Source organism: Xanthomonas sp. NCPPB 1638 (assembly GCF_041475635.2).
GTDB classification, from domain to species: domain Bacteria; phylum Pseudomonadota; class Gammaproteobacteria; order Xanthomonadales; family Xanthomonadaceae; genus Xanthomonas; species Xanthomonas cucurbitae.
Genome location: NZ_CM192984.1, coordinates 2,286,980 through 2,313,625, shown reverse-complemented (window position 1 = coordinate 2,313,625; position 26,646 = coordinate 2,286,980). Strand labels below are relative to the sequence as shown.

Here is a 26,646-nt window from a genome sequence, read left to right as displayed (position 1 = left end):
AAGCCTGCGCTTGGCCATCACCTTGCACCGAGGTGCTTACACCCCGTGCGCCGCCAGCTGGCCCAAGCGCTGCACCGCCACCGAGACGGTGGGGTAGTCCAGGGTCTTCTGCTCGGCCACATCGGCCAGCATGGCCAGGGTAAAGCGCAGGCTGGAATCGTCACGCGCCAGCCAGTTGGCCACCTTGTCCTCGGCACTGCTGCCGGACAGGGTCAGCACCTGGCCCACCAGCGCACGCTGGTGCGCGGCCAGTTCGTCGCGCAAGACACCACGCGCCACCGCATGCCAGCGGCCGTTGACCTCCAACGCGTCGATCTGCTCGAACAACCACGGCAGCCGTAGCGCGTCGCCCAGGCGGAAATGCACCTTGGACACTTCCACCGGCTTGAGCTTGCGGGTACGTGCGGTTTCGATGATGTCGAATGCCGGGTCCAGGTAACGCAATTCGCACAGCTGCTGCGCCAGTTGCGGCGGCAGTCCCTTCTCCTGCCACTCCTGCACGCTGCCTTCGTACTGCGGGCGCTGCGCATCCGACAGCACGCCGGAGGCGACACGGATATCGTTGAACGGGCCGTGGTAACGCTCCACTGCCGCCGTGATGCCCGGCATCTGGCCAGGACGCAGCAACAGCCAACGCACGAACGAGCGTTGCAGCCGCCAGATCACTTCCAGCGCGTCGATCTGCACCGACTCGGGCACCTTGCCGTCCAGCGCGTCGATCTGCGTCCACAGTGCACGCGCATCCAGCGTTTCGCGGCTGATGGTGTAGGCCTTGGCCACCTCGCCGATGCTGCGGCCGGTATCTTCCTGCATGCGCATCAGGAAGGTGGCGCCCATGCGATTGATGGTGGCGTTGGTGACCGCGGTGGCGATGATCTCGCGCTTGAGGCGATGGCGCTCCATCGCATCGGCGTACTTCTTCTGCAGCGGCTGCGGGAAGTAGCGCTGCAGTTCCTTGGACAAGTACGGGTCTTCGGGGATATCCGATTCCAGCAGTTGCTGGAACGCCACCAGCTTGGAATACGACAACAGCACCGACAGTTCCGGGCGCGATAAGCCCTGCCCGCGCGCCTTGCGTGCGGAGAGTTCGGCGTCGGAAGGCAGGAATTCGATCTGACGATCCAGCAGGCCCTGCAATTCCAGCGTGCGAATGAAGTGCTGCTTGGACCCCAGCCGCTTGACGCTCATGCGCTCCATCAGGCTGATGGCCTGGTTCTGGCGGTAGTTGTCCCACAGCACCAGGTCGGCCACTTCGTCGGTCATCGACGCCAGCAGTGTGTTGCGTGCGTCATAGGTGAGCTTCTTGGCCTGCACCATGTCGTTGAGCAGGATCTTGATGTTCACCTCGTGATCGGAGGTATCCACACCGGCCGAGTTGTCGATGAAGTCGGTATTGAGCAAAACGCCGGTTTGCGCGGCTTCGATGCGACCGAGCTGGGTCAGGCCCAGGTTACCGCCCTCGCCCACCACCTTGCAGCGCAACTCGCCGCCATTGACGCGCAGGCCGTTGTTGGCGCGATCGCCCACATCGGCATGCGACTCGCTGGCTGCCTTGACATAGGTGCCGATGCCGCCGTTCCAGAACAGATCCACCGGCGCCTTGAGGATGGCGTTCATCAGCTCGTTGGGCGAGAGCTGCTTGACGTTGGCGTCCAGGCCCAGCGCTTCGCGCACCGGCGCGCTGAGGTCGATGGATTTGAGCGTGCGCGGATAGATGCCGCCACCGGCGCTAATCAGCTTGGCGTCGTAGTCGGCCCAGCTGGAACGTGGCAGCTTGAACAGGCGCTCACGCTCGGCGAAGGACACCGCCGCATCCGGGCTCGGGTCCAGGAAGATGTGGCGGTGGTCGAACGCCGCCAGCAGGCGGATATGCCTTGAGAGCAACATGCCGTTGCCGAACACGTCGCCGGACATGTCGCCGATGCCGACCACGCTGAAATCCTGGCTCTGGCAATCGCGATCCATCGCACGGAAGTGGCGCTTGACCGACTCCCACGCGCCGCGCGCGGTGATGCCCATGCCCTTGTGGTCGTAGCCCACCGAGCCGCCGGAGGCGAACGCATCGCCCAGCCAGAAGCCGTGATCCAGCGCCAGGCCATTGGCGATGTCGGAGAACGTGGCCGTGCCCTTGTCCGCTGCAACGACCAGATACGGGTCGTCCTGGTCGTGACGCACCACCTGCGGCGGCGGCACGATCTTGCCGCCGACGATGTTGTCGGTGATGTCGAGCAGGCCCTGGATGAACAGCTTGTAGCAGGCGATGCCCTCGGCCTGGATCGCGTCACGATTTTCTGTTGTGGAGCCGCCCCCCACCGGCGAACGCTTGACGTAGAAACCGCCCTTGGCACCGACCGGCACGATGACGGTGTTCTTGACCATCTGCGCCTTGACCAGCCCCAGCACCTCGGTGCGGAAATCCTCGCGGCGGTCCGACCAGCGCAGGCCGCCACGCGCCACCGCGCCGAAGCGCAGGTGCACACCTTCCACGCGCGGGCCATAGACGAAGATTTCGCGGTACGGGCGCGGCTTTGGCAGGTCCGGCACGATCGCCGAATCCAGCTTGAAGCTGATGCAATGGCGGTACTTGCCATCCTTGGTGGTCTGGTAGTAATTGGTCCGCAGCGTCGCATCGATCACATCGATGAAGCTGCGCAGGATGCGGTCTTCGTCCAGGCTGGAGACGCGGTCCATCAGCTTGAGCAAGGTGGCACGGGTGGCCTCCTGCTGTGCGGCGCGGTCGCTGCCGCGTGCCTCCACTACCGGTTCCAGCGCCTTGAGCGTGGCCTCGTCGCTGCCTGCCAGCGCAGACAGTTCTTCGCGCAGGCGGGCCTGGCCGGCAAAGATCTGTGGCTTGGTTTCGCTGCCAGTGGACGGATCGAACCGTGCCTCGAACAGTTCGACCAGCAAACGTGCCAGCAACGGGTAACGGGTGAAGGTGGCCTCGACATAGCTCTGCGAGAACGGTACAGCCGTCTGCAGCAAATATTTGCAGTAACCGCGCAACAACGCGACCTGGCGCCAGTGCAGGCCGGCGGCCAGGATCAGTCGGTTGAACCCGTCGTTTTCGGCATCGCCGTTCCAGATGCGTTCGAAAGCCTCACCGAAGCTGGCATCGGCACTGGCGGCATTGATCTTGCCGGCGGTGGATTCGACCTCGAAATCCTGGATATAAACCGGTGTTTCGCCCACCTGCAACCGATACGGCCGCTCGGAGATCACCCGCAGGCCCATGTTCTCCATCATCGGCATCGCATCGGACAACGGAATGTCGTCGAGCTGGCGATACAGCTTCAGGCGCAGGCCTTCGCCCGCATCCAGCCGTACGCCGTCGTCGCGACGGATTTCCTGCAGGCTCAGATGCAGGTCATCCGGACCATCCAGCGCGGCCAGGTGTTCGACGTCGGACACCGCCGATTCGATCGACGAGTCCTCGATATAGCCAGCGGGTAGCGCACGGCCAAAGTTGGCCGCCATGCGCAGGCCGTTGGCCTCGCCATGCCGCGCCACCAGCGCCTCGCGCAGCGCATCGCGCCAGTTGCGCAACAGATGCGCCAACCGCGATTCGAGTTCGGTGGTGTTGAATTCCAGCGCCTCGCCGCTCTTGGGACGTACGATCAGGTGCAGCTGCGCCAGCGGCGATTCGCCCAACACCACCGACGAATCGATGTATTCGCCATGCAGCGCACCTTTCAACAAGGCCTCGATGCGCAGGCGCACGTCGGTATTGAAGCGCTCGCGCGGGATGTACACCAGCGCCGAGATGAAACGCCCGTACTTGTCGCGGCGCAGGAACAGGCGACTGCGCACGCGCTCCTGCAAGCCCAGGATGCCCATCGCGGTGCGATAGAGCTCCTCTTCGTTGGACTGGAACAGCTCCTCGCGCGGCAAGGTTTCCAGGATATGGCGCAAGGCCTTGCCACTGTGGCTGCTCGGGGTCAGGCCCGACTTGCTCATCACGTATTCGTGGCGTTGACGCACCAGCGGAATTTCCCACGGGCGGCGGTTGTAGGCGCTGGAAGTGAACAGGCCCAGAAAGCGCTGCTCGCCGACGATGCGGCCGTTGGCGTCGAATTCCAGGATGCCGATGTAATCCATGTAGCCAACCCGATGCACGCGCGAACGTGCATTGGTCTTGGTCAGAATCAACGCTTCCTTGAGCTTGGACGAGGCGTTCAGACCGTGCGCGGCCAGCGTGGTCACCGGACGCGCCGGCGAGGTGTCGTGGCCACGCATCAACCCCAGCCCGGACTCCTCCACCGGCGCCAGCACCTCCTGCCCCCCCTGCTTCTCCACCCGATACTCGCGGTAGCCGAAGAAGGTGAAATGGTCGGCAGCGGCCCAGCGCAGGAATTCCTGCGCCTCGTGGCGGCTGGTGTCGTCGATCGGCAGGCGGCGGGTGGCCAGGTCGTCGGCCAGCATCACCATCTTTTCGCGCATGGCGGCCCAGTCGTGCACGATGGCGCGCACCTCGGCCAGCACCTTGCGCACCGCCGCTTCCAGCCTGGGCATGTCGTCGGCTGGCTGGCGGTCGATTTCCAGCACCATGAGCGACTCGCTCTTGCCCTCGCCCACGGCGGTGAGCTTGCCAGACTTGTCGCGCGCGATACGCAGCACCGGGTGGCCAAGCACATGCACGCCGATCCCCAGCTCGGCCAGGGTCATGCTCACCGAGTCCACCAGGAACGGCATGTCGTCGTTGACGATCTGCAGCAGCGTGTGCGGCGATTCGTAGCCGTGGCTCTTCAAGGTGGGGTTGAACACCCGCACATTGACCGTTCCGGCCTTGCGGGTGCGCGCAAATTCCAGCATGTCCGACGCCAGCGCCGCCCACTGCTCGGGTGGGTGGTTGGGAAATTCGTCTTCCTCCATGCGCCGGTAGAAGTCGGCCGCGAACGCATGGACCTCGGTCTGGCGGGCAGCCGGATAACGCTTGCGCAAGGCCGCAAACACCGGCTCAAGAGTGACCGCCTGCGGTTCAGTGGCAAGCACGGGGACGGCACGTTCGGCGACCGGTTTGACCGACGTCGTGGACGATTTCGAAGCGGCTTTCTTGGCTGTCATGAGTAGAGCTGGACTGCTCGGTGGAAAACCTGAATTGTACCGGCGGACCGTGACGACGCCTTGCTGCATAGCGCAAATACGCGGCATGCAGCGGGCGCAGCAATGCCGCCAAAGTGCTACCGCTGTGTAGTTCTTCCGGGCCGCGCGAGCCTGGCGGGCAACAGATCGCCAGATCCGGCAAAGTCCGGCACAAGGCTTGGCAAACAAGGAGTTGCGCAGACGAAACTGCGATCGTCAAGGCTGTTTAAAAACTAAACTGGACGGTATAGTCTACCCCCATGACGTCTCGTCCCCCCCATGCCGCCCGGCGTTCGGACTGCGATCGCCGCATCCATGCTGCCGTGCACACCCTGCTTGCCGAGCGCGGAATGCGGCTGAGCATGGACGCGGTGGCCGAACGCGCCGGTTGTTCCAAGCAGACGCTCTACCGTCACTACGGGTGTAAAGAAAACCTGCTGCGCGACGTGCTGCAGGGTCACGTGCACTTGGCCATGGTCCCGCTGGGCACCGCCTCGGCTGACCTGCGCCACGACCTGCTGGCGTTTGCAGTGGCCCATCTTGACCGCCTCAACTGCCCGGATGTGTTACAGACCTGCCGTTTGGTGGAAGCCGAGTCGCACCGGTTCCCCGATCAATCCCAGCAGATCTTCCACGAAGGCGTGGTCGGCATGCAGCAGCGTCTGGCGCATCGTTTCGAGCAGGCCATCGCCGCCGGCCAATTGCACGCTGACGATCCGCAGCGCATGGCCGAGCTGCTGCTGAGCATGATCGTCGGGCTGGATTTCGATCGACAACGCTTCCAGGTGCCCCATCGCGCCGGCCTTGCCGCCAGGCAGCAGTGGGCGCAGTTCGCCGTCGACACCTTTTTGCGGGCGTTTGCCGCGGCCGGCGCCGCGCCCGTGCCGACCCCATGCACCTTTTCCACTTCAAGACCCTAACGGAGTTCCTCCTGATGATCGCCCCGCTCCGCACCTTCGGCCTGGCCCTGGCCATCACCGTGGCGCTCGCTGCCTGCAGCAAGCCCGAACAACAGCAGGCGCCGCCGCCGCCGGAAGTGTCGGTGCTGGAAATGAAGCCGCAGACACTGCCGCTGGAGCGCGATTTGGTGGGCCGCCTGTCGGCCTTCCGCTCGGCCGACGTGCGCGCCCGCGTCGATGGCGTGGTGCTCAAGCGCCTGTACACCGAAGGCAACGACGTCAAGGAAGGCCAGCCGCTGTTCCAGATCGACCCGCAACCGCTGCGGGCCACACTGTTGCAGGCACAAGGCCAGCTGGCCGCCGCCGAGGCGACCTACGCCAATGCCCAGATCGCCGCCAAGCGCGCGCGCAGCCTGGCGCCCCAGCAATACGTGTCGCGCGCGGATATCGACACCGCCGAAGCCACCGAACGCTCTTCCCGCGCCAACGTGCAGCAGGCGCGTGGCATCGTCGAAGCGGCCCGCATCCAGCTGAGTTTCGCCAATGTGACCTCGCCGATCACCGGGCGCGCCGGCATCCAGCGGGTGACCGAAGGCGCACTGGTGGGCGCTGGCGAAGCGACCCTGTTGACCACCGTGGACCAGATCGACCCGCTGTACGTGAACTTCGCGATGAGCAGCGACGAGCTGGCTGCGCTGCGCCAGGCGCAGAGCAGCGGAACCGTGCAGCTCAGCGGTGACGGCAAGTCCACCATCAACGTGGAACTGGGCAACGGCACGCAGTATCCGCACCCCGGCACGCTGGACGTCTCGGCGGTGACGGTGGATCCGAGTACCGGCGCGGTGTCGTTGCGCGCTACCCTGCCCAACCCCGAACTGGCGCTGCTACCGGGTGCGTTCGTGACCTTCAAGGCCAGCCTGGGCAAGCGCAACAACGCCTACCTGGTGCCGCAGCAGGCGCTGCAGCGCGATGCAATGGGTGCCTATGCGCTTGTGCTGGGCAAGGACGGCAAGGTGGTGCGCAAGAACCTCACCGTGGACGGCCAGCAGAAGGGCCAGTGGATCGTGACCGGCGGTGTGGCACCGGGCGACCAGGTCATCGTCGACGGCGTGCAGAAGGCCAAGGAAGGACAGCCCGCCAAGGGCGTGCCGTGGGATCCGAACAAGCCGGCCGCCGGTGCACAACCGGGTGCACCGGGTGCGGCACCGGCCACCGGCCAGGCGGGCAAGGCAGAAGGCGCACCCGCCGCCGATGCCGCCGCCCCGGCCGCGCAGAACCAGCCCAAGCAGGACGCGGCCGCGCAACCGGCCGACTCCCAGTCCAAGCAGCAGTGACGGAACCCGGACATGCCTAAGTTTTTCATCGAACGCCCGATCTTCGCCTGGGTGGTGGCGATCCTGATCTCGCTCGCGGGCGTGATCTCGATCCTGAACCTGGGTATCGAGTCGTATCCCTCGATCGCCCCGCCGCAGGTCACCGTGTCGGCCACCTTTCCCGGCGCCAGTGCCGATACCGCCGAAAAGGCAGTGACGCAGGTCATCGAGCAACAGCTCACCGGTATCGACCACCTGCTGTATTTCAATTCGTCCTCGGCCTCCAACGGGCGCGTGACCATCACCCTGACCTTCGAGACCGGCACCGACGCCGATATCGCCCAGGTGCAGGTGCAGAACAAGGTGTCGCTGGCCACGCCGCGCCTGCCCTCCGAGGTGACCCAGCAAGGCGTGGTGGTGGCCAAGGCCAACGCCGGCTTCCTGATGGTGGCGGCGCTGCGCTCGGACAACCCGTCGATCAACCGCGATGCGCTCAACGACCTCGTCGGTTCGCGCGTGCTCGAGCAGATCTCGCGCGTTCCCGGCGTTGGCAGCACCAACCAGTTCGGCGCCGAGTACGCGATGAACATCTGGTTGAACCCGGAGAAGCTGCAGGGCTACAACCTGTCGGCCACCCAGGTGCTGACCGCCGTGCGCAACCAGAACGTGCAGTTCGCTGCCGGTTCGGTCGGCGCCGACCCCACGCCCGACGGCATCAGCTTCACCGCCACCGTCTCGGCGGAAGGCCGCTTCAGCTCGCCGCAGGAATTCGAAGACATCATCCTGCGCGCCGACAACAACGGCGCCACGGTGCGCCTGAAGGACGTGGCGCGCGTCACCGTGGGCCCGAGCAACTACGGCTTCGACACCCAGTACAACGGCAAGCCCACCGGTGCCTTCGGCGTCCAGCTGCTGCCGGGCGCCAATGCGCTCAACGTCTCCGAGGCAGTGAGTGCCAAGCTCGACGAACTGCAGCCCACCTTCCCGCAGGGGGTGACCTGGTTCGCACCGTACGAGTCGACCACCTTCGTGCGCATCTCCATCGAGGAAGTGGTGCACACCCTGGCCGAAGCCATCGTGCTGGTGTTCCTGGTGATGCTGCTGTTCCTGCAGAACTTCCGCGCCACGGTGATTCCGACCCTGGTGATTCCGGTGGCGCTGCTGGGCACCTTCTTCGGCATGTACGCCATCGGCTTCACCATCAACCAGCTGACACTATTTGCGATGGTGCTGGCGATCGGCATCGTGGTGGACGACGCGATCGTGGTGATCGAGAACGTCGAACGCATCATGAGCGAAGAACACCTGGAGCCGAAGGCGGCCACCCAGAAGGCGATGACCCAGATTACCGGCGCGGTGGTGGCCATCACCGTGGTGCTGGCGGCGGTGTTCATCCCGTCCTCGCTGCAGCCGGGCGCCTCCGGTGCGATCTACAAGCAGTTTGCGCTGACCATCGCCATGTCGATGGGCTTCTCCGCGCTCCTGGCGCTGACCTTCACGCCGGCGCTGTGCGCCAGCTTCCTCAAGGCCACCCATTCGGACAAGAAGAACTGTGTCTATCGCACCTTCGACAAGTACTACGACAAGCTGGCGCACCGCTATGTGGGCGTGGTCGGTCACACCCTGAAGCGCTCGCCGCCATGGATGATGGTGTTCGTGGTGCTGGTGGTGCTGTGCGGCTTCCTGTTCACGCGCATGCCGGGCAGCTTCCTGCCCGAAGAAGACCAGGGCTTTGCGGTGGCGATCGTGCAGCTGCCGCCAGGTGCCACCAAGATCCGCACCAACGAAGCGTTCGCGCAGATGCGTGCGGTGCTGGAAAAGCAGCCGGCCGTGGAAGGCATGCTGCAGATCGCCGGTTTCAGCTTCCTGGGTTCGGGCGAAAACGTCGGCATGGGCTTCATCCGGTTCAAGCCGTGGGACGAACGCGACGCCACTGCCGAAGAACTGATCCAGCAGCTCAACGGTGCCTTCTACGGCATCAAGGGCGCGCAGATCTTCGTGGTCAACCTGCCCACCGTGCAGGGCCTGGGACAGTTCGGCGGCTTCGACATGTGGCTGCAGGACCGCGCTGGCGCAGGCCAGCAGGCACTGGACCAGGCGCGCAACATCGTGCTGGGCAAGGCCGCGCAGAAGGCCGACACCATGGTGGGCGTGCGTCCGAACGGGCTGGAAAACTCGCCGCAACTGCAATTGCATGTGGACCGCGTGCAGGCGCAATCGATGGGGTTGAACGTCAGCGACATCTATAACTCCATCCAGCTGATGCTGGCGCCGGTGTATGTCAACGACTACTTCTCCGAAGGCCGCATCAAGCGCGTCAACATGCGCGCCGACGACCAGTTCCGTACCGGCCCCGACGCGCTGCGCAACTTCTTCACCCCCAGCACCTCCGCCACCGGTGCCGATGGCCAGCCCGGCATGATTCCGTTGAGCAACGTGGTCAAGGCCGAATGGACCTACGCCTCGCCGGCGTTGAACCGCTACAACGGCTATTCGGCGGTGAATATCGTCGGCAACCCGGCCCCGGGCGGCAGCTCCGGCCAGGCGATGGCGGCGATGGAAGAGATCGTCAACAACGATCTGCCGCCGGGCTTCGGCTTCGACTGGAGCGGCATGTCCTACCAGGAAATCATCGCCGGCAATGCGGCCACGCTGTTGCTCGCGCTGTCGGTGGTGGTGGTGTTCCTGTGCCTGGCCGCGCTCTACGAGAGCTGGTCGATCCCGGTGGCGGTGCTGATGGTGGTGCCGATCGGCGTGCTGGGCGCGATCGTCTTTTCGATGCTGCGCGGCTTGCCTAACGACCTGTACTTCAAGATCGGCATGATTACCGTCATTGGTCTTGCGGCCAAGAACGCGATCCTGATCGTGGAGTTCGCGGTGGAGCAGCGGGCGGCGGGCAAGACCTTGCGCGAGGCCACGCTGGAAGCGGCGCATCTGCGTTTCCGCCCGATCCTGATGACCTCGTTCGCCTTCATCCTGGGTGTGCTGCCGCTGGCGATCTCCACCGGTGCCGGCGCCAACTCGCGTCACTCCATCGGTACCGGCGTGATCGGCGGCATGGTGTTCGCCACCGTGCTCGGCGTGATCTTCATCCCGCTGTTCTTCGTGGTGGTGCGCCGCATGCTGGGCGACAAGCTGGACGAACAGTCCAAGGAGTATCTGATCGCGCAGAACGACTCGGGCACGCACCGCCCGGATCGCTAAGCCAGGCGTTTGTTGCAACCAAGAAGCCCCGGCACTGCCGGGGTTTTTTGGTTGCGATCTCGTACTACCTCGTAGGAGCGCACCCGGGCGCGACAGGCCTTCCCGGTAACGCCCGTCGCGCCCGGGTGCGCTCCTACGATGGGGCGGCTAGATGCGCGGGCGGGCGCCGGTAGAGCCTCGCACCACGCAACGCCCGGTCATCACCATGCGGCAGCTACGGCCGGCGGTGCCGGTTTCTTTTGGTTGCACTCTTGTTCTGACCCGTAGGAGCGCACCTGGGCGCGACAGGCCTTCCCGGTAACGCCCGTCGCGCCCAGGTGCGCTCCTACGATGGGGCGGCTAGATGCGCGGGCGGGCGCCGGTAGAGCCACGCACCACGCAACGCCCGGTCATCACCGTGCGGCGGATCGACAGCTGCGGCCGGCGATGCCGGGGTCTTTGGGTTGCGATCCCGTACTACCTCGTAGGAGCGCACCTGGGCGCGACAGGCCTTCCCGGTAACGCCCGTCGCGCCCAGGTGCGCTCCTACGATGGGGCGGCCAGATGCGCGGGTGGGCGCCGGTAGAGCCTCGCACCACGCAACGCCCGGTCATCACCATGCGGCAGCTACGGCCGGCGGTGCCGGTTTCTTTTGGTTGCACTCTTGTTCTGACCCGTAGGAGCGCACCTGGGCGCGACAGGCCTTCCCGGTAACGCCCGTCGCGCCCAGGTGCGCTCCTACGATGGGGCGGCTAGATGCGCGGGCGGGCGCCGGTAGAGCCACGCACCACGCAACGCCCGGTCATCACCATGCGGCGGATCGGCAGCTGCGGGTTGCCCAGGCGTTCCAGCAGCAGCGACATCGCTGCGCGGCCCATGTCCTCGACCGGTTGCTCGACCACGGTGATGCCGGGTTCGACCAGGTCGGTCCAGCGTTCGTTGTCGAAGCCGGCCAGCGCCAGGTCCTGCGGCAGGCGCAAGCCGGCGGTGCGCGCGGCCTTCAGCGCGCCCATCAGCAGCAGGCTGTTACTGGCGACGATGGCTTCGGGGCGGTCGTCGCTGGCCAGCCAATCGCTCAGCTCGGCGATCGCCGCTTCGGCCGTCGGCGCCACTTCGCGGTAGTCCGGTGCCAGACCCTGCGCACGCATCGCGGCCAGGTAGCCGTCGCGGCGCTCGGCCGCGGTGGTGCTGGTGCTGCCGAACAACCCGCCGATGCGCCGGTAGCCCTGCGCCTGCAGATGCACCACCAGTTCGGCCATCGCTGCCGCGTTGTCCAGCACCACGCTGTCGTAGCGGCTGCCGGGGCCGGCACGGTCCACCAGCACGGTGGGGTACTCCAGCGACAGCGCATGCATGCGCCCCACGGTCACGCGGGTTGGCGCGAAGATCAGCCCGGTGATGCGTTCTTCCTGCATCAGCTCCAGGTACAGCGCCTCGCGCTCGGGATCTTCATCGGTATTGCACAGGGTCACGCGCATACCGGCCTTGTAGGCAACCTCTTCCACGGCCCGGATCAGCGCGGTGAAGTACGGGTTGCGGATGTCGGCCACGATCACCCCGAGGATGCCGGACTGCTGCGAACGCAGCCGCCGCGCCATCAAGTTGGGCCGGTAACCGGTCTGGCGCACCGCCGCTTCCACCTTGGCGCGCACCTCGGCGCTCACCGGGCCGCTGCCCAGGGCCCGCGACACCGTGGACTTGGACACCCCTGCCACCTGGGCCACGTCATTGATGCTGATACTCACTGGGACCGTTCCCGCTCCATATGCCGCACTTGAACGCAGGCGGCTCTTGACTCCGATCCTAACCTGAAAGCATTACCTGGTTTTTGTGCACCGCACATTGACCTGGATCATGGGAACGTTCCCACTATACTCCCCAGCCCGATTTCACCCGGAGCCCGCCTTGTCCTCTCCGTCGCTTGCCCCCGTGACCCCCGAGCTTGTCCGCCTGCGCGCGCACGCCCGCGACAAGGACGACGCCATCGCCCAGGCGGCGCAGTTGCTGGTCGCCGCCGGCTGCGTGGCACCGGGCTACGACGCCAGCATGCGGCGCCGCGAAGGCCTGGCGAACACCTTCCTGGGCCATGGCCTGGCGATCCCGCATGGCGTGGGCGAAGACCGCCACCTGGTGCGTCGCGACGGCATCGCGGTGCTGCAGCTGCCCGAGGGCGTGGAATGGAATCCCGGCCAGACCACCCGGCTGGTGGTGGGCATCGCTGCGCAGTCCGACACCCATCTCACCCTGCTGCGCCGGCTGACCCGGCTGATCCAGGAGCCCGCGCAGCTGGAGGCGTTGTTCACCACCGACGACCCCGGCGTGATCGTGGCCGCCCTCACCGGCGACCGCGCCCCGGACACCGAAGCCGCGCCGGCCACCGACCTGGCCGAAACGTTCGAGTGGACCATCGCCTACCCCAATGGCCTGCACGCGCGCCCGGCCACCCGCTGGGCCGAAACCGCCCGTGGCTTTTCCGCCCGCGCCCAGGTCCGCGCCGGCGACCAGGCCGCCGATGCCAAGAGCCTGGTCGGCCTGCTGCAGCTGGGCCTGCGTGCCGGCGACAGCATCACCGTCTCGGCCGAAGGCAGCGATGCCGCCGCCCTGCTCAAGCGCCTACGTGCGGTGATGGACAGCCTCACCGCACAGGAAAAAGCCGATACCGAACGCGCCGCGCAACGCCGCGCCGCCCCGGTGGCCGGCTGGACCCCGCCGCAGGCACAGCCGGCCATTGTCGGTATCGGTGCCAGCCCGGGCGTGGCGATCGGCATCGTGCACCGGCTGCGCGCGGCGCAGACCGAGGTGGCCGATCAACCGGGAGGCCTGGGCGATGGCGGCGCGCAGCTGCATGACGCGCTGACCCGCACCCGCCAGCAGTTGGCGGCGATCCAGGACGACACCCAGCGCCGTCTCGGCGCCTCGGACGCGGCCATCTTCAAGGCCCAGGCCGAGCTGCTCAACGACACCGACCTCATCACCCGCACCTGCCAACTGATGGTCGAAGGCCACGGCGTGGCGTGGTCGTGGCATCAGGCGGTGGAACAGATCGCCTCCGGCCTGGCCGCGCTGGGCAACCCGATACTGGCCGGCCGCGCCGCCGATCTGCGCGATGTCGGCCGCCGGGTGCTGGCGCAGCTGGACCCGGCTGCGGCGGGCGGCGGCCTCACCGACCTGCCCGACCAACCCTGCATCCTGCTGGCCGGCGACCTGTCGCCGTCGGACACCGCCAACCTGGACACTGCCCGAGTATTCGGCCTGGCCACCGCACAAGGCGGCCCGACCTCGCACACCGCGATCCTGTCGCGCACCCTGGGCCTGCCGGCGCTGGTCGCAGCCGGGGGCCAGTTGCTGGATATCGAAGACGGCGCTACCGCGATCATCGACGGCAGCAGCGGCCGGCTCTATCTCAACCCGTCCGAGCAGGACCTGGACGCGGCACGCACCCACATCGCCGAGCAGCAGGCCATCCGCGAGCGCGAAGCCGCGCAACGCGCCCTGCCTGCCGAGACCACCGACGGTCACCACATCGACATCGGTGCCAACGTCAACCTGCCCGACCAGGTGGCGATGGCGCTGACCCAGGGTGCCGAAGGCGTCGGCCTGATGCGTACCGAGTTCCTGTTCCTGGAGAGCGGCCGCACGCCCAGCGAAGACGAGCAGTACCAGACTTACCTGGCAATGGCGCAGGCGCTGGATGGTCGCCCGCTGATCGTGCGGGCGCTGGATATCGGCGGCGACAAGCAGGTGGCGCACCTGGAACTGCCGCACGAAGAAAACCCGTTCCTGGGCGTGCGCGGCGCGCGCCTGCTGTTGCGTCGCCCCGACCTGCTGGAGCCGCAACTGCGGGCGCTGTACCGCGCTGCCAGGGACGGTGCGCGGCTATCGATCATGTTCCCGATGATCACCTCGGTGCCGGAGCTGATCGCACTGCGCGCCATCTGCGCGCGCATCCGCGCCGAGCTGGACGCGCCCGAGCTGCCGATCGGCATCATGATCGAAGTACCGGCCGCCGCCGCGCAGGCCGACGTGCTGGCGCGCCACGCGGACTTCTTCTCGATCGGCACCAACGACCTCACCCAGTACGTGCTGGCGATCGACCGCCAGAACCCCGAACTGGCCGCCGAGGCCGACAGCCTGCATCCGGCAGTGTTGCGCATGATCCGCAGCACCATTGAAGGCGCACGCAAACACGACCGCTGGGTTGGCGTGTGTGGCGGACTGGCCGGCGATGCATTCGGTGCCAGCCTGTTGGCCGGCCTGGGCGTGCAGGAACTGTCGATGACGCCCAACGACATCCCGGCGGTGAAGGCGCGCCTGCGCGGCACCGCGCTCAGCACGCTGCGGCAGTTGGCCGAGCAGGCGTTGAACTGCGAAACCGCCGAGCAAGTGCGCGCACTCGAAGCACAGCGCGAGGACATGGCATGAGCCTGCAGGCCATCACCGTCACGCTGAACCCGGCGATCGACCAGACCATCCAGCTCGACAGCCTGCAGCCCGGCGCCGTGCATCGCGCCAGCAGCGTGCGCAACGATGCCGGCGGCAAGGGCATCAACGTGGCGGCGTGCCTGGCCGACTGGGGCAGCGATGTCGCCGCACTCGGTGTGCTCGGCGGCGGCAATGCCGGCGTGTTCGAAGCGCTGTTCCGTGAGCGCGGCATCGTCGACCACTGCCAGCGCGTGGCCGGCGACACCCGCACCAATCTCAAGCTGGTGGAGGCGCGCAGCAACGACACCACCGACATCAACCTGCCCGGCCTGCAACTGACCAGCGCGCATCTGCAAGGCGTGGCCGATCAGCTCGCGCCGCTGCTGCGTCCCGGCCTGCCGGTGGTGCTGTCCGGCAGCCTGCCGGCCGGCCTGCCCGACGACAGCTGGGCGCAGTTGCAGGCGCAGGCCGGCGCGGCCGGTGCACGCGTGCTGCTGGATACCAGCGGCGCGCCGCTGGTGGCCGCATTGGGCACCGCCCGCGAGGCCCTGCCGTACGCGGTCAAGCCGAACCGCCACGAACTGGAAGCCTGGACCGGCCGCCCGCTCACCGACCGCGCCGCGCTCAGCGCCGCCGCACACGAACTGCTCGCGCGCGGCATCCAGCTGGTGGTGATTTCGATGGGCACTGACGGTGCGTTGTTCGTGCAGCGCGACAAGCGCCTGATTGCGCGCCCGCCACGGCTGGCGCAGGGCAGCAGCGTGGGCGCAGGCGATGCGATGGTGGCCGGCCTGGCCGCCGCGCTCCTGGATGCGGCCACCGATCTGGAGCAATGCGCGCGGCTGGCCACCGCGTTTTCGATGTGCCGGCTGGAAAGCGGTAACGCGCGCCGGATCACAGCCGATGGCGTGCGCCGCGCCGCAAGCGACGTAGTGATCGAGATGCTGTCGTGAGCCCTTGTCTGCCGCGGCTGCGCTGCAACGGACGCATGTCCACGCCTGGTGCCATGCGCCTGCGCAACTCCGGCTTGCGCTACCCGCGCGCGTAAGCCTTGCCTCTCCCCCCGCCGGCCACCCGGCGACCGCAATACCGCAGGAGTTTTCCCATGTCCTCTTCCATCGTGGTCATCGCCGCCGGCGAACGCAGCACCGAAGCCGTCCTGGCGGCCGAAGCGCTGCGCCGTGCGGCCACCGCCGCCGGCCGCAGCCTGACGGTCGAAATCCGCAGCGACCAGGGCGTGCTTGGCGCATTGCCGACCGAGCTGACCAACGGCGCTGCGCAAGTGCTGATCGTCGGCGATGCCGATGCCGACACCGCGCGTTTCGGCGACGCGCAACTGCTGCATCTGAGCCTGGGCGCAGTACTGGACGACCCTTCCGCCGCGCTCAGCCAGCTCGCCGTCACCTCCAGCGCTGGCACCGCGTCCGCTGCGGGCGGCGTGTCTTCCAATCCCAGCAAGCGCATCGTCGCCATCACCTCCTGCCCCACCGGCATCGCCCACACCTTCATGGCCGCCGAAGGCCTGCAGCAGGCCGCGAAGAAACTCGGCCACCAGATGCGCGTGGAAACCCAGGGCTCGGTGGGCGCACAGGATGCGTTGACCGACGATGAGATCCGCATGGCCGATGTGGTCATCATCGCCGCCGACCGCGAAGTGGACCTGGCCCGTTTCGCCGGCAAGCGCGTGCTCAAGAGCGGAACCAAGCCGGCCATCAACGACGGCCCGGCGCTGATCAACAAGGCGCTGGCCGAGGCCAGCGTGCACGGCGGCGCGGCACAGGCCAACGGCACCGCCGCCAGCACGACCGCAAGCAAAAGCAACGGCCGCACCGGCGCCTACAAGCACCTGATGACCGGCGTGTCGTTCATGCTGCCGTTCGTCACTGCCGGCGGCCTGTTGATCGCACTGGCGTTCGCGCTTGGCGGCATCTACGCCGGCGACGATGCGCACCAGGGCACCCTGGCCTGGTCGCTGTTCCAGATCGGCGCCAAGGCCGGTTTCACCCTGATGGTGCCCGCGCTGGCCGGCTATATCGCCTACTCCATCGCCGACCGCCCCGGTATCGCGCCCGGCATGATCGGCGGCCTGGTCGCGGCCAATCTCAATGCAGGTTTTCTCGGCGGCATCATTGCCGGCTTCATCGCCGGTTACGGCGTGGCCGCGCTCAACCGCACCATCAAGCTGCCGCGCACGCTGGAAGGGCTCAAGCCGGTGCTGATCCTGCCGGTGCTGGGTACCCTGTTGGTGGGCCTGGCGATGATGTATGTGTTCGGCCAACCGGTCGCCGACCTGCTGGCCTGGCTCACTGCGTGGTTGCGCGGCATGCAGGGCAGCAGTGCGCTGCTGCTGGGCCTGTTGCTGGGCGGCATGATGGCCTTCGACATGGGCGGGCCGGTCAACAAGGCCGCCTACGCGTTCTCCACCGGCCTGATCGCCAGCCAGGTCTACACCCCGATGGCCGCCGCCATGGTGGCCGGCATGACCCCGCCGCTGGGCATCGCGCTGGCCACCTGGATGTTCCGCAACCGCTTCACCGTGGAAGAACGCGGCACGGCCACCGCAGCAGGCGTGCTCGGGCTGGCTTTCGTGACCGAAGGGGCGATCCCGTATGCCGCCCGCGACCCGTTGCGCACCATTCCGGCGCTGGTGATCGGCTCGGCCGTGGCCGGCGCGATCTCAATGACCGCCGGCGCCGAACTGAAGGCACCGCACGGCGGCATTTTCGTGCTGCTGATCCCCAATGCCGTGACCCACCTGCTCAATTACGTGCTGGCCCTGGTGGTCGGTGTGGTGATCACTGCCATCGCGCTGCGCCTGCTCAAGAAGCCGGTTGCCGACGTCGTCGCCTGACGCACGTTTGCCGCGCGTTGCCGATCAGCTGTGCGCTTCCATCGCAGCTGATCGCTGACCCGCCTCATCGCTGACCGGTTTCACCGCTGCGCTGCGCACCGTCGTGCGCGGCCAGAGGCTTGCCCACCCCTTACCTGTCGCGTTCGCCACCTAGGCCACGCCCTTCTGTCCGGAGTCCTGCCATGACCGCCCTCGCCCACCGCCGCCACCGCCTGCTGTGCCTGTCGCTGACCCTGGCACTCACCCCGCTCGCCCACGCGCAGGATGCCGCCGATGCCTTCAAACTCAAGCTGGGCTACACCGGCGAAGCCGCCGCGATGATCGACGGTGGTCGCAAGCGCGGCGACGCCTACGCCGGCCAGCTGATGGTCGGCACCGACGTGGACATGGACCGCCTGTTCGGCTGGAACGGCGCCACCGTCAAGCTGTATGTCACCAACCGCCACGGCACCAACCTGTCCAACAGCAGCATCGGCAACAGCACCTCGGTGCAGGAAATCTACGGCGGCCAGGGCACCCGCCTGGCCAATTTCACCCTGCTGCAAAAACTGTTCAACGACCGCCTGGAACTGGAAGCCGGCCGCAGCGTGGCCAACATCCACTTCCTCGGCTCGGACCTGTGCCAGTACTTCCAGGGCAACTCCGCCTGCGGCAATCCCACCTTCGTATTCCGCACCAGCAACTTCACCTACTGGCCGGTCTCCAGCTGGGCCGCGCACGCCACCGCCTGGGTCACGCCCAAGGTCTATGTGCATGTGGGCGCGTATGAAGTGAACCCGGTGCAGGCACAGGACGGCCAGCACGGTTTGAAGTGGAACACCGACGACACCACCGGCGTAGTGGTGCCCTACGCCATCGGCTACAAGAACAAGGGCGGCGACGGCACGCTGGCGGCACTGTACGAACTCGGCGGCTGGCAGGACAACTCCGACTACACCGACCCGCTACGCGACCGCAACGGCAACCCCGCCGTCCTCAGCGGCCTGGGCTATGACAACAAGCAAGGCCGCTCGGGCCTGTTCGGCCGCTTCGAACAACAGGTCACCAACCCCGACCCATCCGGCACCCGCGGCCTGACCGTATTCGCCGCCATGCTCAAGAGCACCGGCGGCCAAGCGATCGAAGACCATTTCGTGCAACTGGGCCTGGTGCAGAAAGGCACCTTCGCCAGCCGCCCGCAGGACAACATTGCGTTTGTGATCACCCAGCAGAAGTACAGCGACGAAGCCATCGAAAACCTGCGCCTGGCGCGCGCATCGGCAGGCGGCACCGGCACCCCGGCCGACAACCAGATCATGATGGAGCTCAGCTACGGCATCCAGGTCACCAAACGCCTGCGCATCGCCCCCAACCTGCATTACGTCATCAACCCCGACCAGTTCAACGAACCTACCCGCAACAAGGATCTGAAGAATGCGTTGATTGCGGGCATGCGGATTGATTGGAATTTATGACCCGTGGAGAAGCTGCGCGCGTTGCTCGCATGCTTGGCGGGCACTACTGCCTGATGTGAGTGGCGGGTGCGTTGCACTTGTGTAATGAGCCGCCACTGCCTGACGCCTGAATTAAGCTGCACCGCGAAGCGGTTTCGGCTTGAATGGGTTGTTAGGCTCGCTACTCGTAGCCACGCCCGGCCCATAGAAAAGTTGCGAACAAACGCCAAGGATTGCTGGGCTTTGGCCCCGGCCGCTCACCGAACGAAGAGTCTTTGGCCCACGCTGAGAGGGTGTTTACATAATTAACCAGTCAGCCGCGCCAGCAGCAATCGCGCTTGAGCCAGCCATACCCACGCCTCGGCCACCTTGGGCAGCCGATCGTGGTGCATGACGAGTCGGCGTGCACGGTCGTTCCAGGCATGCGTGCGTTCGACCACCCAACGCTTGGCCAGCACCACAAATCCCTGAGCACTGGCTTTCACAGTGAATAGGTCCGGCTGCTCTGGACCCATCCAACGCCCCACGTTCTTGTTGGCCGGATGCCGCACGACCTGTACCCGGATGTTGTGACACTGCGACAGCAGCTGCGCACACTGCCCTGCGTAACCGCTGTCGGTGTACAGCGTCTGGATGCTCGGATATTTTTCCATCGCCCGTTCCACCACCGGATAAGCGCCATCGCGGTCCTGCATGCTGGCGGCGGTGACGCTCACGGCAAGCAGCAATCCGAGCGTATCCACCACCAGATGCCGTTTGCGCCCTTTGACCTTCTTGCCGGCGTCATAGCCAGTGTCGCCACCTTGCGCAGAACCGCGCGTGGATTGTGCATCGATCACTGCGGCGGTGGGTTCTTCGTTCCTTCCTTCGCGCTCGCGCCATTGCCCGCGCAGGCGGTCGTGCATCTGCTCGAACTTGCCTTGCTCGCTCCAGCGGCGGAAGGTGCGATACACGTTTTGCCAACGTGGAAAATGTACTGGCAGCATCCGCCACGACCCACCGCTGCGCACCACATAACAACACGCATCCACCAGCGTTCTGCGGCTGATGCGCGGCGGCAAACCGCGCCCGCCTTCCTTCTCGAAAATATCCCTGACCAGTGCCCATTCGGCGTTGGTCAGGCAACTCGGGTAGGTCTGTTCCGGCTCCTGGCGAGCGTGCGCATCGGTATAGCCATAACGCGACTTATCGATCTGGACTTTCTCGATCGTTACCACCTCATGGCTAGGGCGGCGCTCGATACCAAGCCTTTTCAACGTCGAGACCACCGTTTGCTCATGAACATGCACGTTGCAGCGGCGGAGAAGCTCAAGCCTGATTTCCTCCAACGTCGCCGTCGGATCCGACGCGACGATGTCCATCAACACAGCTTCATGTTCGACTTGAATCTTCAGTGGGCGGCCCATTTCGATGACTGTCTGTGATGAGATGGCACTATTATATCATTATGTAAACACCCTCTAAGGCCTCCCATCATCAGCGGGCGAATCTTCTCGACTCTAACCTTCTGCCCCTCCACCTCAACTTCCCAAGAGCTTTTTGTTTGGAAAGAACAATGAGTGGAGGGGCTGAGTGGATGCTGTAACCAAATGATCCCGCCGGGAGTGATGACTTTCATGCTGCCGAAGAACCAACCGCGTGTCAACTTTTCTGGGATGTTTCCCACCTTGAAATTGAGTTCCATGAGTCTCTCCCTGACGTCTAACGCCTGAATTAGGTCGCGACGCGAAGCCACGTCGGCTTGAATGAATTATTGGGCACCGCACTCACTTTGTAGTGGATACCACCATGCAGATGGCAGCAGCGTCCGCAATAACTTGCTCTTTAAGTTGCACAGGACCGCCGGTCCATGCTTTGACTAAGTTCTCCATGACAATGTAGGCAGTATTGAACTGCTCGCGAGTCGGCACCTTTGGATTGGTCTGATTAAGCGAACTCTGAACTATTTTTTCAAATCCATCAGTTCTTTTGCTTTTGTCATTTGGATATGTTTCAGCCAGGCTTGCAACAAAGAGTGCGGCGGAGCTGCACTGAGGTACCGACGCCATGGAGCTGATTGGCAAGGAAAGCAACGCTAAAGACACGATCTTAGTAGCTAGTCTCATTATTCGATCCTTGGTGATTTTGCCAGTGCAGTGCCTAACGCTTGAATTAAGCCAAGTTGCGAAGCAACTTCGGTTTGAATGAGTTGTTAGGCAGTGAGTGGCCGCATAAGTTGGCTGTTGCAACCATGCTCCCCAGCACTGCCGCCTGAGCCAAGTGTGCCACAGGTTGTGGGGCGGAGCTTGCCCAGCAGTGCAGCGGCGCGTGGTACCACCGAAGCCAAGCGCAATGAGCGCGGCGCGGCAACGACGGACAAGAGCGAAACACTGAACTTACCGGTACCCACGAACGGCGGTGACTGCTACCCGGAGCCGACCGCATGCGTGCCAGCCAACTCACCGAAGCTGCACCCATCAACGCACTTGCTCCACCACTGCCTAACGCCTGAATTAAGCCGAGTCGCGAAGCGGCTTCGGCTTGAATGAATTGTTAGGCGCTACCAGGCATCGGCTCTGCTGAGCCGATGCACTTGGTGACGCCGCCCAAAGCTGTGAGAACGCTACCCGAGAAGTGACTGTCAAGCTTTAGCTCGATGTGAGGAAGATCGGCTTGCAACACAACTAGGTCTATGCCGCTTGATGATGCCATAACTTGAAAACGATGCTCACCAGCTACTTTCAGCTCAGAAACTACAATGCCCATGTCGCTATCGATGCATGCACTGCTGGAGGGCAAAAGCATGAAGACACAACTGCCACCCGCTCCTAAGTTATCCGGCGCGAGAAGCAACACTCCGACCCGTTCGCCACGCTCAGACAAAAGGAGGATCACCTTGGGGATATCCATCATTTTTCCTGTAGCGCCTAACGCTTGAATTAAGCCGAGTTGCGAAGCAACTTCGGCTTGAATGAGTTGTTAGGCAGTGAGTGGCCGCAGAAGTTGGATGTTGCAACTTTGCTCCCCAGCACTGCCGCCTGGACCGAGTGTGCCACAGCTTGCGGGATGGAGCTTACCCAGCGGTGCCGTGGCGCGCGATGCGACCGAAGCCAAACGCAATGAGCGCAGCGCGGCAATGACGTGCGAAGGCGAAGCACTGAACTCACCGACACGAGCAGCGGTGACGACTGCTACCCGGAGCCGACCACATGCACGCCTGCGGACTCACCGAAGCGACAACCACCAACGCATTTGCTCCACCACTGCCTAACACTTGAATTAAGCCGACCCGCGAAGCGGGTTCGGCTTGAATGAATTGTTAGACTTCATATCTTGCACTGGCATTTCCCTATGTATCTGAAGACCGCTCCTGGTTTGAACTTGTGGGCGTCACGTGCAGAGATGAACTTATGGATGCTCATGTCGCAGCCACGATCAGCCGACGTCTTGGAAATCGAGAGGTGGCGGGGAGACTCCCACGGTGCTTGGCTAAAAATCAGGAACACGGGGCCAATCTCTTTTCCGGCATTGCTGGGTACGTCGCATTGAACCGATGGAAAGGTGAGCACCTCTGGTTCTGTGTTAGCGATCAAAGTGCGGCCCCCATCACGAATATGAAGCTTGGGCGTGCAGGCGCTTAGGGTAATGATGAGAAGTGCGATTATTTGTCTCATGATGTCTAACGCCTGAATTAAGCCGACCCGCAGAGCGGGTTCGGCTTGAATGAATTGTTAGGCAGACCTGCCGAATATAACTGTGGACGGCTCTACCTCAACAACTCGGCCGCTATCCATCTCAACAATTGCCGACGACACTTGTATCGGATTGTTCCCCTCGTCGTAGATCACGCGGGTGCCGTATTGGATAAACATTCCTGTTTGCTTGTCACCGTGTCCAAAATACACGCTACATGGCCTTGGGTCACTCATCGGTTACACCTCCAAGTTGATCGATCTGCCTGACTACTACTGGACCGCTGAAATGCGGTGTTGCATGAGTATCCTTGATCGCTAGCGCTTTGTGAATGGGGGGGGAGATCCTAACCGCGATCACGGGATTACACGGCGGCAAGCGGATTCGACCATTGTGCGTTTTCTAGCCTTATCCGACACAGACACAGGCGTATGAAATACACCCACAAAAACAATGGCGTAACAGCACGTCCGCCAAGGCGGTGGCTCGATCAGTTGCGCGACCGCTTGCGTTCGGCACTACAGCCTGCGCACCAAGCAGGCGCATCGCAGTTGGATACGGCGCTTCATCCTGGCCAGCGGCTCTCTACCAGGAAGTACTGCGTATCGATCGGTATCACCTGCCCGACGAAATCCCTCGTGTTCAGGATCTTGAGTAGTGGCGTCACAGTGCACAACCGTGCACGTACGACGTCCACCGCCAGAAACAAAAAAACCGCGCAATGCGCGGTTTTTTCGTCGGGCCACTTGCCAACCGATCAAGGACGCCGCGCCAGCGCCTCCACGTCCTTGGCCTTGGGCAGCAGGTCCTGCTTGGTCACCGCAAACGGCCCGATGCTCAGCATCGGCACGGCCACGATCACCGAGGAGATCACCACGATCACCGCTCCAATCATGTGGGTCTCGGCCAGGCCTTCCATCGACTCGCCGCCGTAGATGTACAACGCCATCGCCGACAGGAAGAACATCACCGCCGTAATCACCGTGCGCGACAGCGTCTGGTTGATCGAACGGTTGAGTACTTCCAGCGGTTCCACGCGCAGCGCGCGGAAGTTCTCGCGCACACGGTCGAACACCACGATGATGTCGTTGATCGCAAAGCCCATCACCGACAGCAGGCCGGCCAGCACGGTCAGGTCGAACTCGCGGCCAGTCAGCGACACGTAGGCCACCGTCACCAGCAGGTCGAACAGTGCGGTCAGGCTGGCGACCACCGCGAACTTCCATTCGAAGCGGAAGGCGATGTAGATCAAAAAGCCCACCAGCATGAACACCGTGGCGTAGACGCCGTTCAGGGCCAGGTCCTTGCCGACCTGCGGGCCGACGAATTCGCCAGGTTGCACGGTGGCCGGGTTCTCGTCGCTGGTCACCGCCTTGCGCACATCCTCGGCCACGGTGCGTGCGGCATCGTCGCGGTTGTTGTGCTGGCCGTGCGGCTGCAGGCGGATCATGACCTCGTTGCCGCCGCGAGCATTCTGGACCTGGGCGTTCTCGAACCCGGCCTTGGCCAGCTGCTCACGCACCCTGTCCACGTCCACGGTCTTCTGGAACGAGGTCTGCACCAGCGTGCCGCCGGTGAACTCCAGCGCGTAGTTGAAGCCCCTGCCGACGATGACGCCGATCGAGGCAACCGCGATCACCAGCATCAACACCAGCACCGGCTTGCGCAGGCGCATGAAGTCGATCTTGGTGTCGTTGGGAATCAGATGGAGCGGGAACAATTTCATGGAAAAGATCTTCCGTTTAGACGTTGCGCACCGTCAGGATGCGCAACGCTTGCGAAGGGATTCATCCCCCGCCCCTGGCAGCGCGCTGCCGGGGCAAGGCCGGACTCGCATCAGATGGCGACGGTCTTCAGCTTCTTGCGGCTGCCGTAGATCAGCACCGCCAGCGCACGCGATACGGTGATCGCGGTGAACATCGAGGCGAAAATACCGATCATCATGGTCAGCGCAAAGCCGCGCAGCGGGCCGGTGCCGAAGGCATACAAGGCCACTGCGACGATCAAGCCGGTGAGGTTGGCGTCGAGAATGGTGCCGCCTGCCTTTTCGTAACCGGCGGCGATCGCCGATTTGGCCGGTACACCCAGCCGCAGCTCTTCACGGATACGCTCGTTGATCAGCACGTTGGCGTCCACCGACAGACCGACCGACAGCGCAAGGCCGGCAAAGCCCGGCAACGTCATGGTGGCGCCGAACAGCGACATCACCGCCACCACGATCAGCAGGTTGAACAGCAGCGCCACCGAGGTAATCGCGCCGAACACGCGGTAGTAGATGGTGAAAAACACCAGCGTAAACAGGAACGAGTAGATCACCGCAGTGACACCGCGCTCCACGTTCTCTGCACCCAGGCTCGGGCCGATCACGTATTCCTCAACGAAGTCCATCGGCGCGGCCAGCGAGCCGGACTTCAGCAGCTTGGCCAGGTTCTCGGCCTCGGTCTTTTCCAGGCCGGTGGTCTGGAAGTTCTTGCCGAACACGCCGGCGATGCGAGTCGGCGACAAGGCTTCTTCCTTGACCCGCACACTGCGCACTTCCTTGCCGTCGACCATGGTCACCGTTGGGATGCGCTCGATGTAGACCACCGACATCGTCTTGCCGACGTTGGCGCTGGTGTAGTCGAACATGCGCTGGCCGCCGACGTTGTTGAGCGTCACCGCGACCGCCGGCATGCCGTTCTGGTCGGTGCTGACCGAGGCACTGACCATCTGGTCGCCGGTCACCAGTGCGCGCTTGTTGAGCAGCACCGGCGCGCCGGTATCACGTACGCGGTAGACCTTGGCCTCCGGCGGGATGGTGCCGCTGCGCACGGCATCTTCGGCGTTGCCTTCGACCACGGCGCGGAATTCCAGCGAGGCGGTGGCACCGATCAGGCGCTTGGCTTCGGCGGTGTCCTGCAAGCCGGGCAGTTCGACCACGATGCGGTCCTCGCCCTGGCGCTGGATGGTCGGCTCGGACACGCCCAGTGCATTGACGCGGTTACGCAAGGTGGTGAGATTCTGCTCGATCGCGCCACTGGCGATCTGCTTGAGCTCGGCCTCGGGCACCTTGACGGCAATGTTCTGGCCGCTGACGTCGTAGGTCAGGGTCGGCTGCGCCTTGGCCAGCGCCACGCGCGCGGCATCGGCGTTGGCGCCCTCGCCCAGGCTGACCTGGATGCTGTTGTCGCCGCGGCGCTCCACCGAGCGGTAGGCGATGCGGGCGTCGCGCAAGGTGGTGCGGATATCTTCGGCAAAGCCGTCCAGCCGCTTCTCCAGCGCGGCCTTCTGATCGACCTGCATGGCGAAGTGCACGCCGCCGACCAGGTCCAGACCCAGCACCATCGGCCGGCCGCCCAGCTTGGCCAGCCATTGCGGCACGGTGGACGCCAGGTTCAACGCCACGGTGTAATTCTCGCCCAGCTGCTGACGCAATACGTCGTTGGCGCGGGTCTGCGCCTGCAACGAGGGTAGGCGCACCATCAGGCTCTCGCCCTCTTTGGTGATCGCCTTGGGCGTGATGCCGGCGCTCTTGAGCTCGCCGTCGATGCGGCTGCGCAATGCGTCGTCGAGCTGCGCACCGCGGCTGGCGGCGGTGATCTGCACGGACGGGTCCTTCTGGTAGACGTTGGGCAGCGCATACAGCGCGCTGACCGCCAGTACCAGCAGGATCAGGAAATACTTCCAGCGAGGAAATTCGAGCATTGCGACAGTCCCGCGCAACACCGTCCCGGCGCCGCGCCTAGCAGTGGGAACGACTTCAGGCGACCGACACGAGGTCGCCAGCAGTCATCCGGTGGATGCGAGCAGTACGC

Annotated in this window: 15 protein-coding genes; 7 read left to right on the top strand and 8 right to left on the bottom strand. The window is 64.7% G+C overall.

Annotated features, from left to right (window positions below; genetic code table 11):
• Positions 1 to 36 precede the first annotated feature (36 nt).
• Positions 37 to 5,061, bottom strand: a complete 5,025-nt coding sequence (locus ACCQ13_RS10000; RefSeq protein ID WP_159407137.1) for an NAD-glutamate dehydrogenase — start codon at positions 5,059 to 5,061, stop codon at positions 37 to 39.
• Positions 5,062 to 5,339: 278 nt separating this feature from the next.
• Between ACCQ13_RS10000 and ACCQ13_RS09995 the strand changes: the two genes are divergently transcribed.
• From ACCQ13_RS09995 to ACCQ13_RS09985, 3 genes are read left to right on the top strand one after another with little or no spacing between them, the layout of a single operon-like run.
• Positions 5,340 to 5,999 (top strand): TetR/AcrR family transcriptional regulator, encoded by a 660-nt coding sequence (locus ACCQ13_RS09995; protein WP_159407136.1) that lies wholly within the window; start codon positions 5,340 to 5,342, stop codon positions 5,997 to 5,999.
• A gap of 14 nt (positions 6,000 to 6,013) precedes the next feature.
• Positions 6,014 to 7,312 (top strand): efflux RND transporter periplasmic adaptor subunit, encoded by a 1,299-nt coding sequence (locus ACCQ13_RS09990; RefSeq protein WP_159407135.1) that lies wholly within the window; start codon positions 6,014 to 6,016, stop codon positions 7,310 to 7,312.
• A gap of 12 nt (positions 7,313 to 7,324) precedes the next feature.
• Complete coding sequence (locus ACCQ13_RS09985; RefSeq protein WP_372372398.1) at positions 7,325 to 10,495, top strand: multidrug efflux RND transporter permease subunit; 3,171 nt, start codon at positions 7,325 to 7,327, stop codon at positions 10,493 to 10,495.
• A 731-nt stretch (positions 10,496 to 11,226) separates the two neighbouring features.
• Here the strand turns inward: ACCQ13_RS09985 and ACCQ13_RS09980 are convergent.
• Positions 11,227 to 12,219 carry a LacI family DNA-binding transcriptional regulator gene (locus tag ACCQ13_RS09980; protein WP_159407133.1) on the bottom strand — a complete coding sequence of 331 codons (993 nt, stop codon included), beginning with the start codon at positions 12,217 to 12,219 and terminating at the stop codon, positions 11,227 to 11,229.
• A 160-nt stretch (positions 12,220 to 12,379) separates the two neighbouring features.
• Here ACCQ13_RS09980 and ptsP point away from each other — a divergent pair, with 160 nt between their 5' ends.
• The 4 genes from ptsP (at position 12,380) to ACCQ13_RS09960 (ending at position 19,201) form a co-directional block, all read left to right on the top strand.
• Positions 12,380 to 14,896: a phosphoenolpyruvate--protein phosphotransferase gene (gene ptsP, locus ACCQ13_RS09975; protein WP_159407132.1), complete on the top strand. Its 2,517-nt coding sequence runs from the start codon at positions 12,380 to 12,382 to the stop codon at positions 14,894 to 14,896.
• The gene (pfkB, locus tag ACCQ13_RS09970; protein WP_104604317.1) at positions 14,893 to 15,849 is read left to right on the top strand and encodes a 1-phosphofructokinase; all 957 of its coding nucleotides are present in this window, start codon (positions 14,893 to 14,895) and stop codon (positions 15,847 to 15,849) included. The genes ptsP and pfkB overlap by 4 nt, the downstream gene beginning before the upstream one ends.
• A gap of 152 nt (positions 15,850 to 16,001) precedes the next feature.
• On the top strand, positions 16,002 to 17,747 hold the full coding sequence (locus ACCQ13_RS09965; protein WP_159407131.1) for a PTS fructose transporter subunit IIC: 1,746 nt from the start codon (positions 16,002 to 16,004) through the stop codon (positions 17,745 to 17,747).
• 182 nt (positions 17,748 to 17,929) lie between these two features.
• Positions 17,930 to 19,201, top strand: coding sequence for a carbohydrate porin (locus ACCQ13_RS09960; RefSeq protein ID WP_167526888.1), 1,272 nt, complete (start codon positions 17,930 to 17,932; stop codon positions 19,199 to 19,201).
• A gap of 284 nt (positions 19,202 to 19,485) precedes the next feature.
• Here ACCQ13_RS09960 and ACCQ13_RS09955 read toward each other — a convergent pair whose 3' ends face one another.
• From ACCQ13_RS09955 to secD, 6 genes are all read right to left on the bottom strand, one after another.
• Positions 19,486 to 20,586 carry an IS5 family transposase gene (locus ACCQ13_RS09955; RefSeq protein ID WP_159406553.1) on the bottom strand — a complete coding sequence of 367 codons (1,101 nt, stop codon included), beginning with the start codon at positions 20,584 to 20,586 and terminating at the stop codon, positions 19,486 to 19,488.
• Complete coding sequence (locus ACCQ13_RS09950) at positions 20,571 to 20,864, bottom strand: hypothetical protein (protein ID WP_159407130.1); 294 nt, start codon at positions 20,862 to 20,864, stop codon at positions 20,571 to 20,573. Before ACCQ13_RS09950 ends, ACCQ13_RS09955 begins: the two co-directional genes overlap by 16 nt.
• 82 nt (positions 20,865 to 20,946) lie before the next feature.
• Complete coding sequence (locus tag ACCQ13_RS09945) at positions 20,947 to 21,285, bottom strand: hypothetical protein (protein WP_159407129.1); 339 nt, start codon at positions 21,283 to 21,285, stop codon at positions 20,947 to 20,949.
• A 427-nt stretch (positions 21,286 to 21,712) separates the two neighbouring features.
• Positions 21,713 to 22,069, bottom strand: coding sequence for a hypothetical protein (locus ACCQ13_RS09940; protein ID WP_159407128.1), 357 nt, complete (start codon positions 22,067 to 22,069; stop codon positions 21,713 to 21,715).
• Between the two features lie 1,540 nt (positions 22,070 to 23,609).
• Positions 23,610 to 24,578, bottom strand: a complete 969-nt coding sequence (gene secF, locus ACCQ13_RS09935) for a protein translocase subunit SecF (protein WP_104602727.1) — start codon at positions 24,576 to 24,578, stop codon at positions 23,610 to 23,612.
• A gap of 110 nt (positions 24,579 to 24,688) precedes the next feature.
• Entirely contained in the window at positions 24,689 to 26,536 is a 1,848-nt protein-coding gene (gene secD, locus ACCQ13_RS09930; RefSeq protein ID WP_372372397.1) for a protein translocase subunit SecD, read from the bottom strand.
• Positions 26,537 to 26,646: the final 110 nt, after the last annotated feature.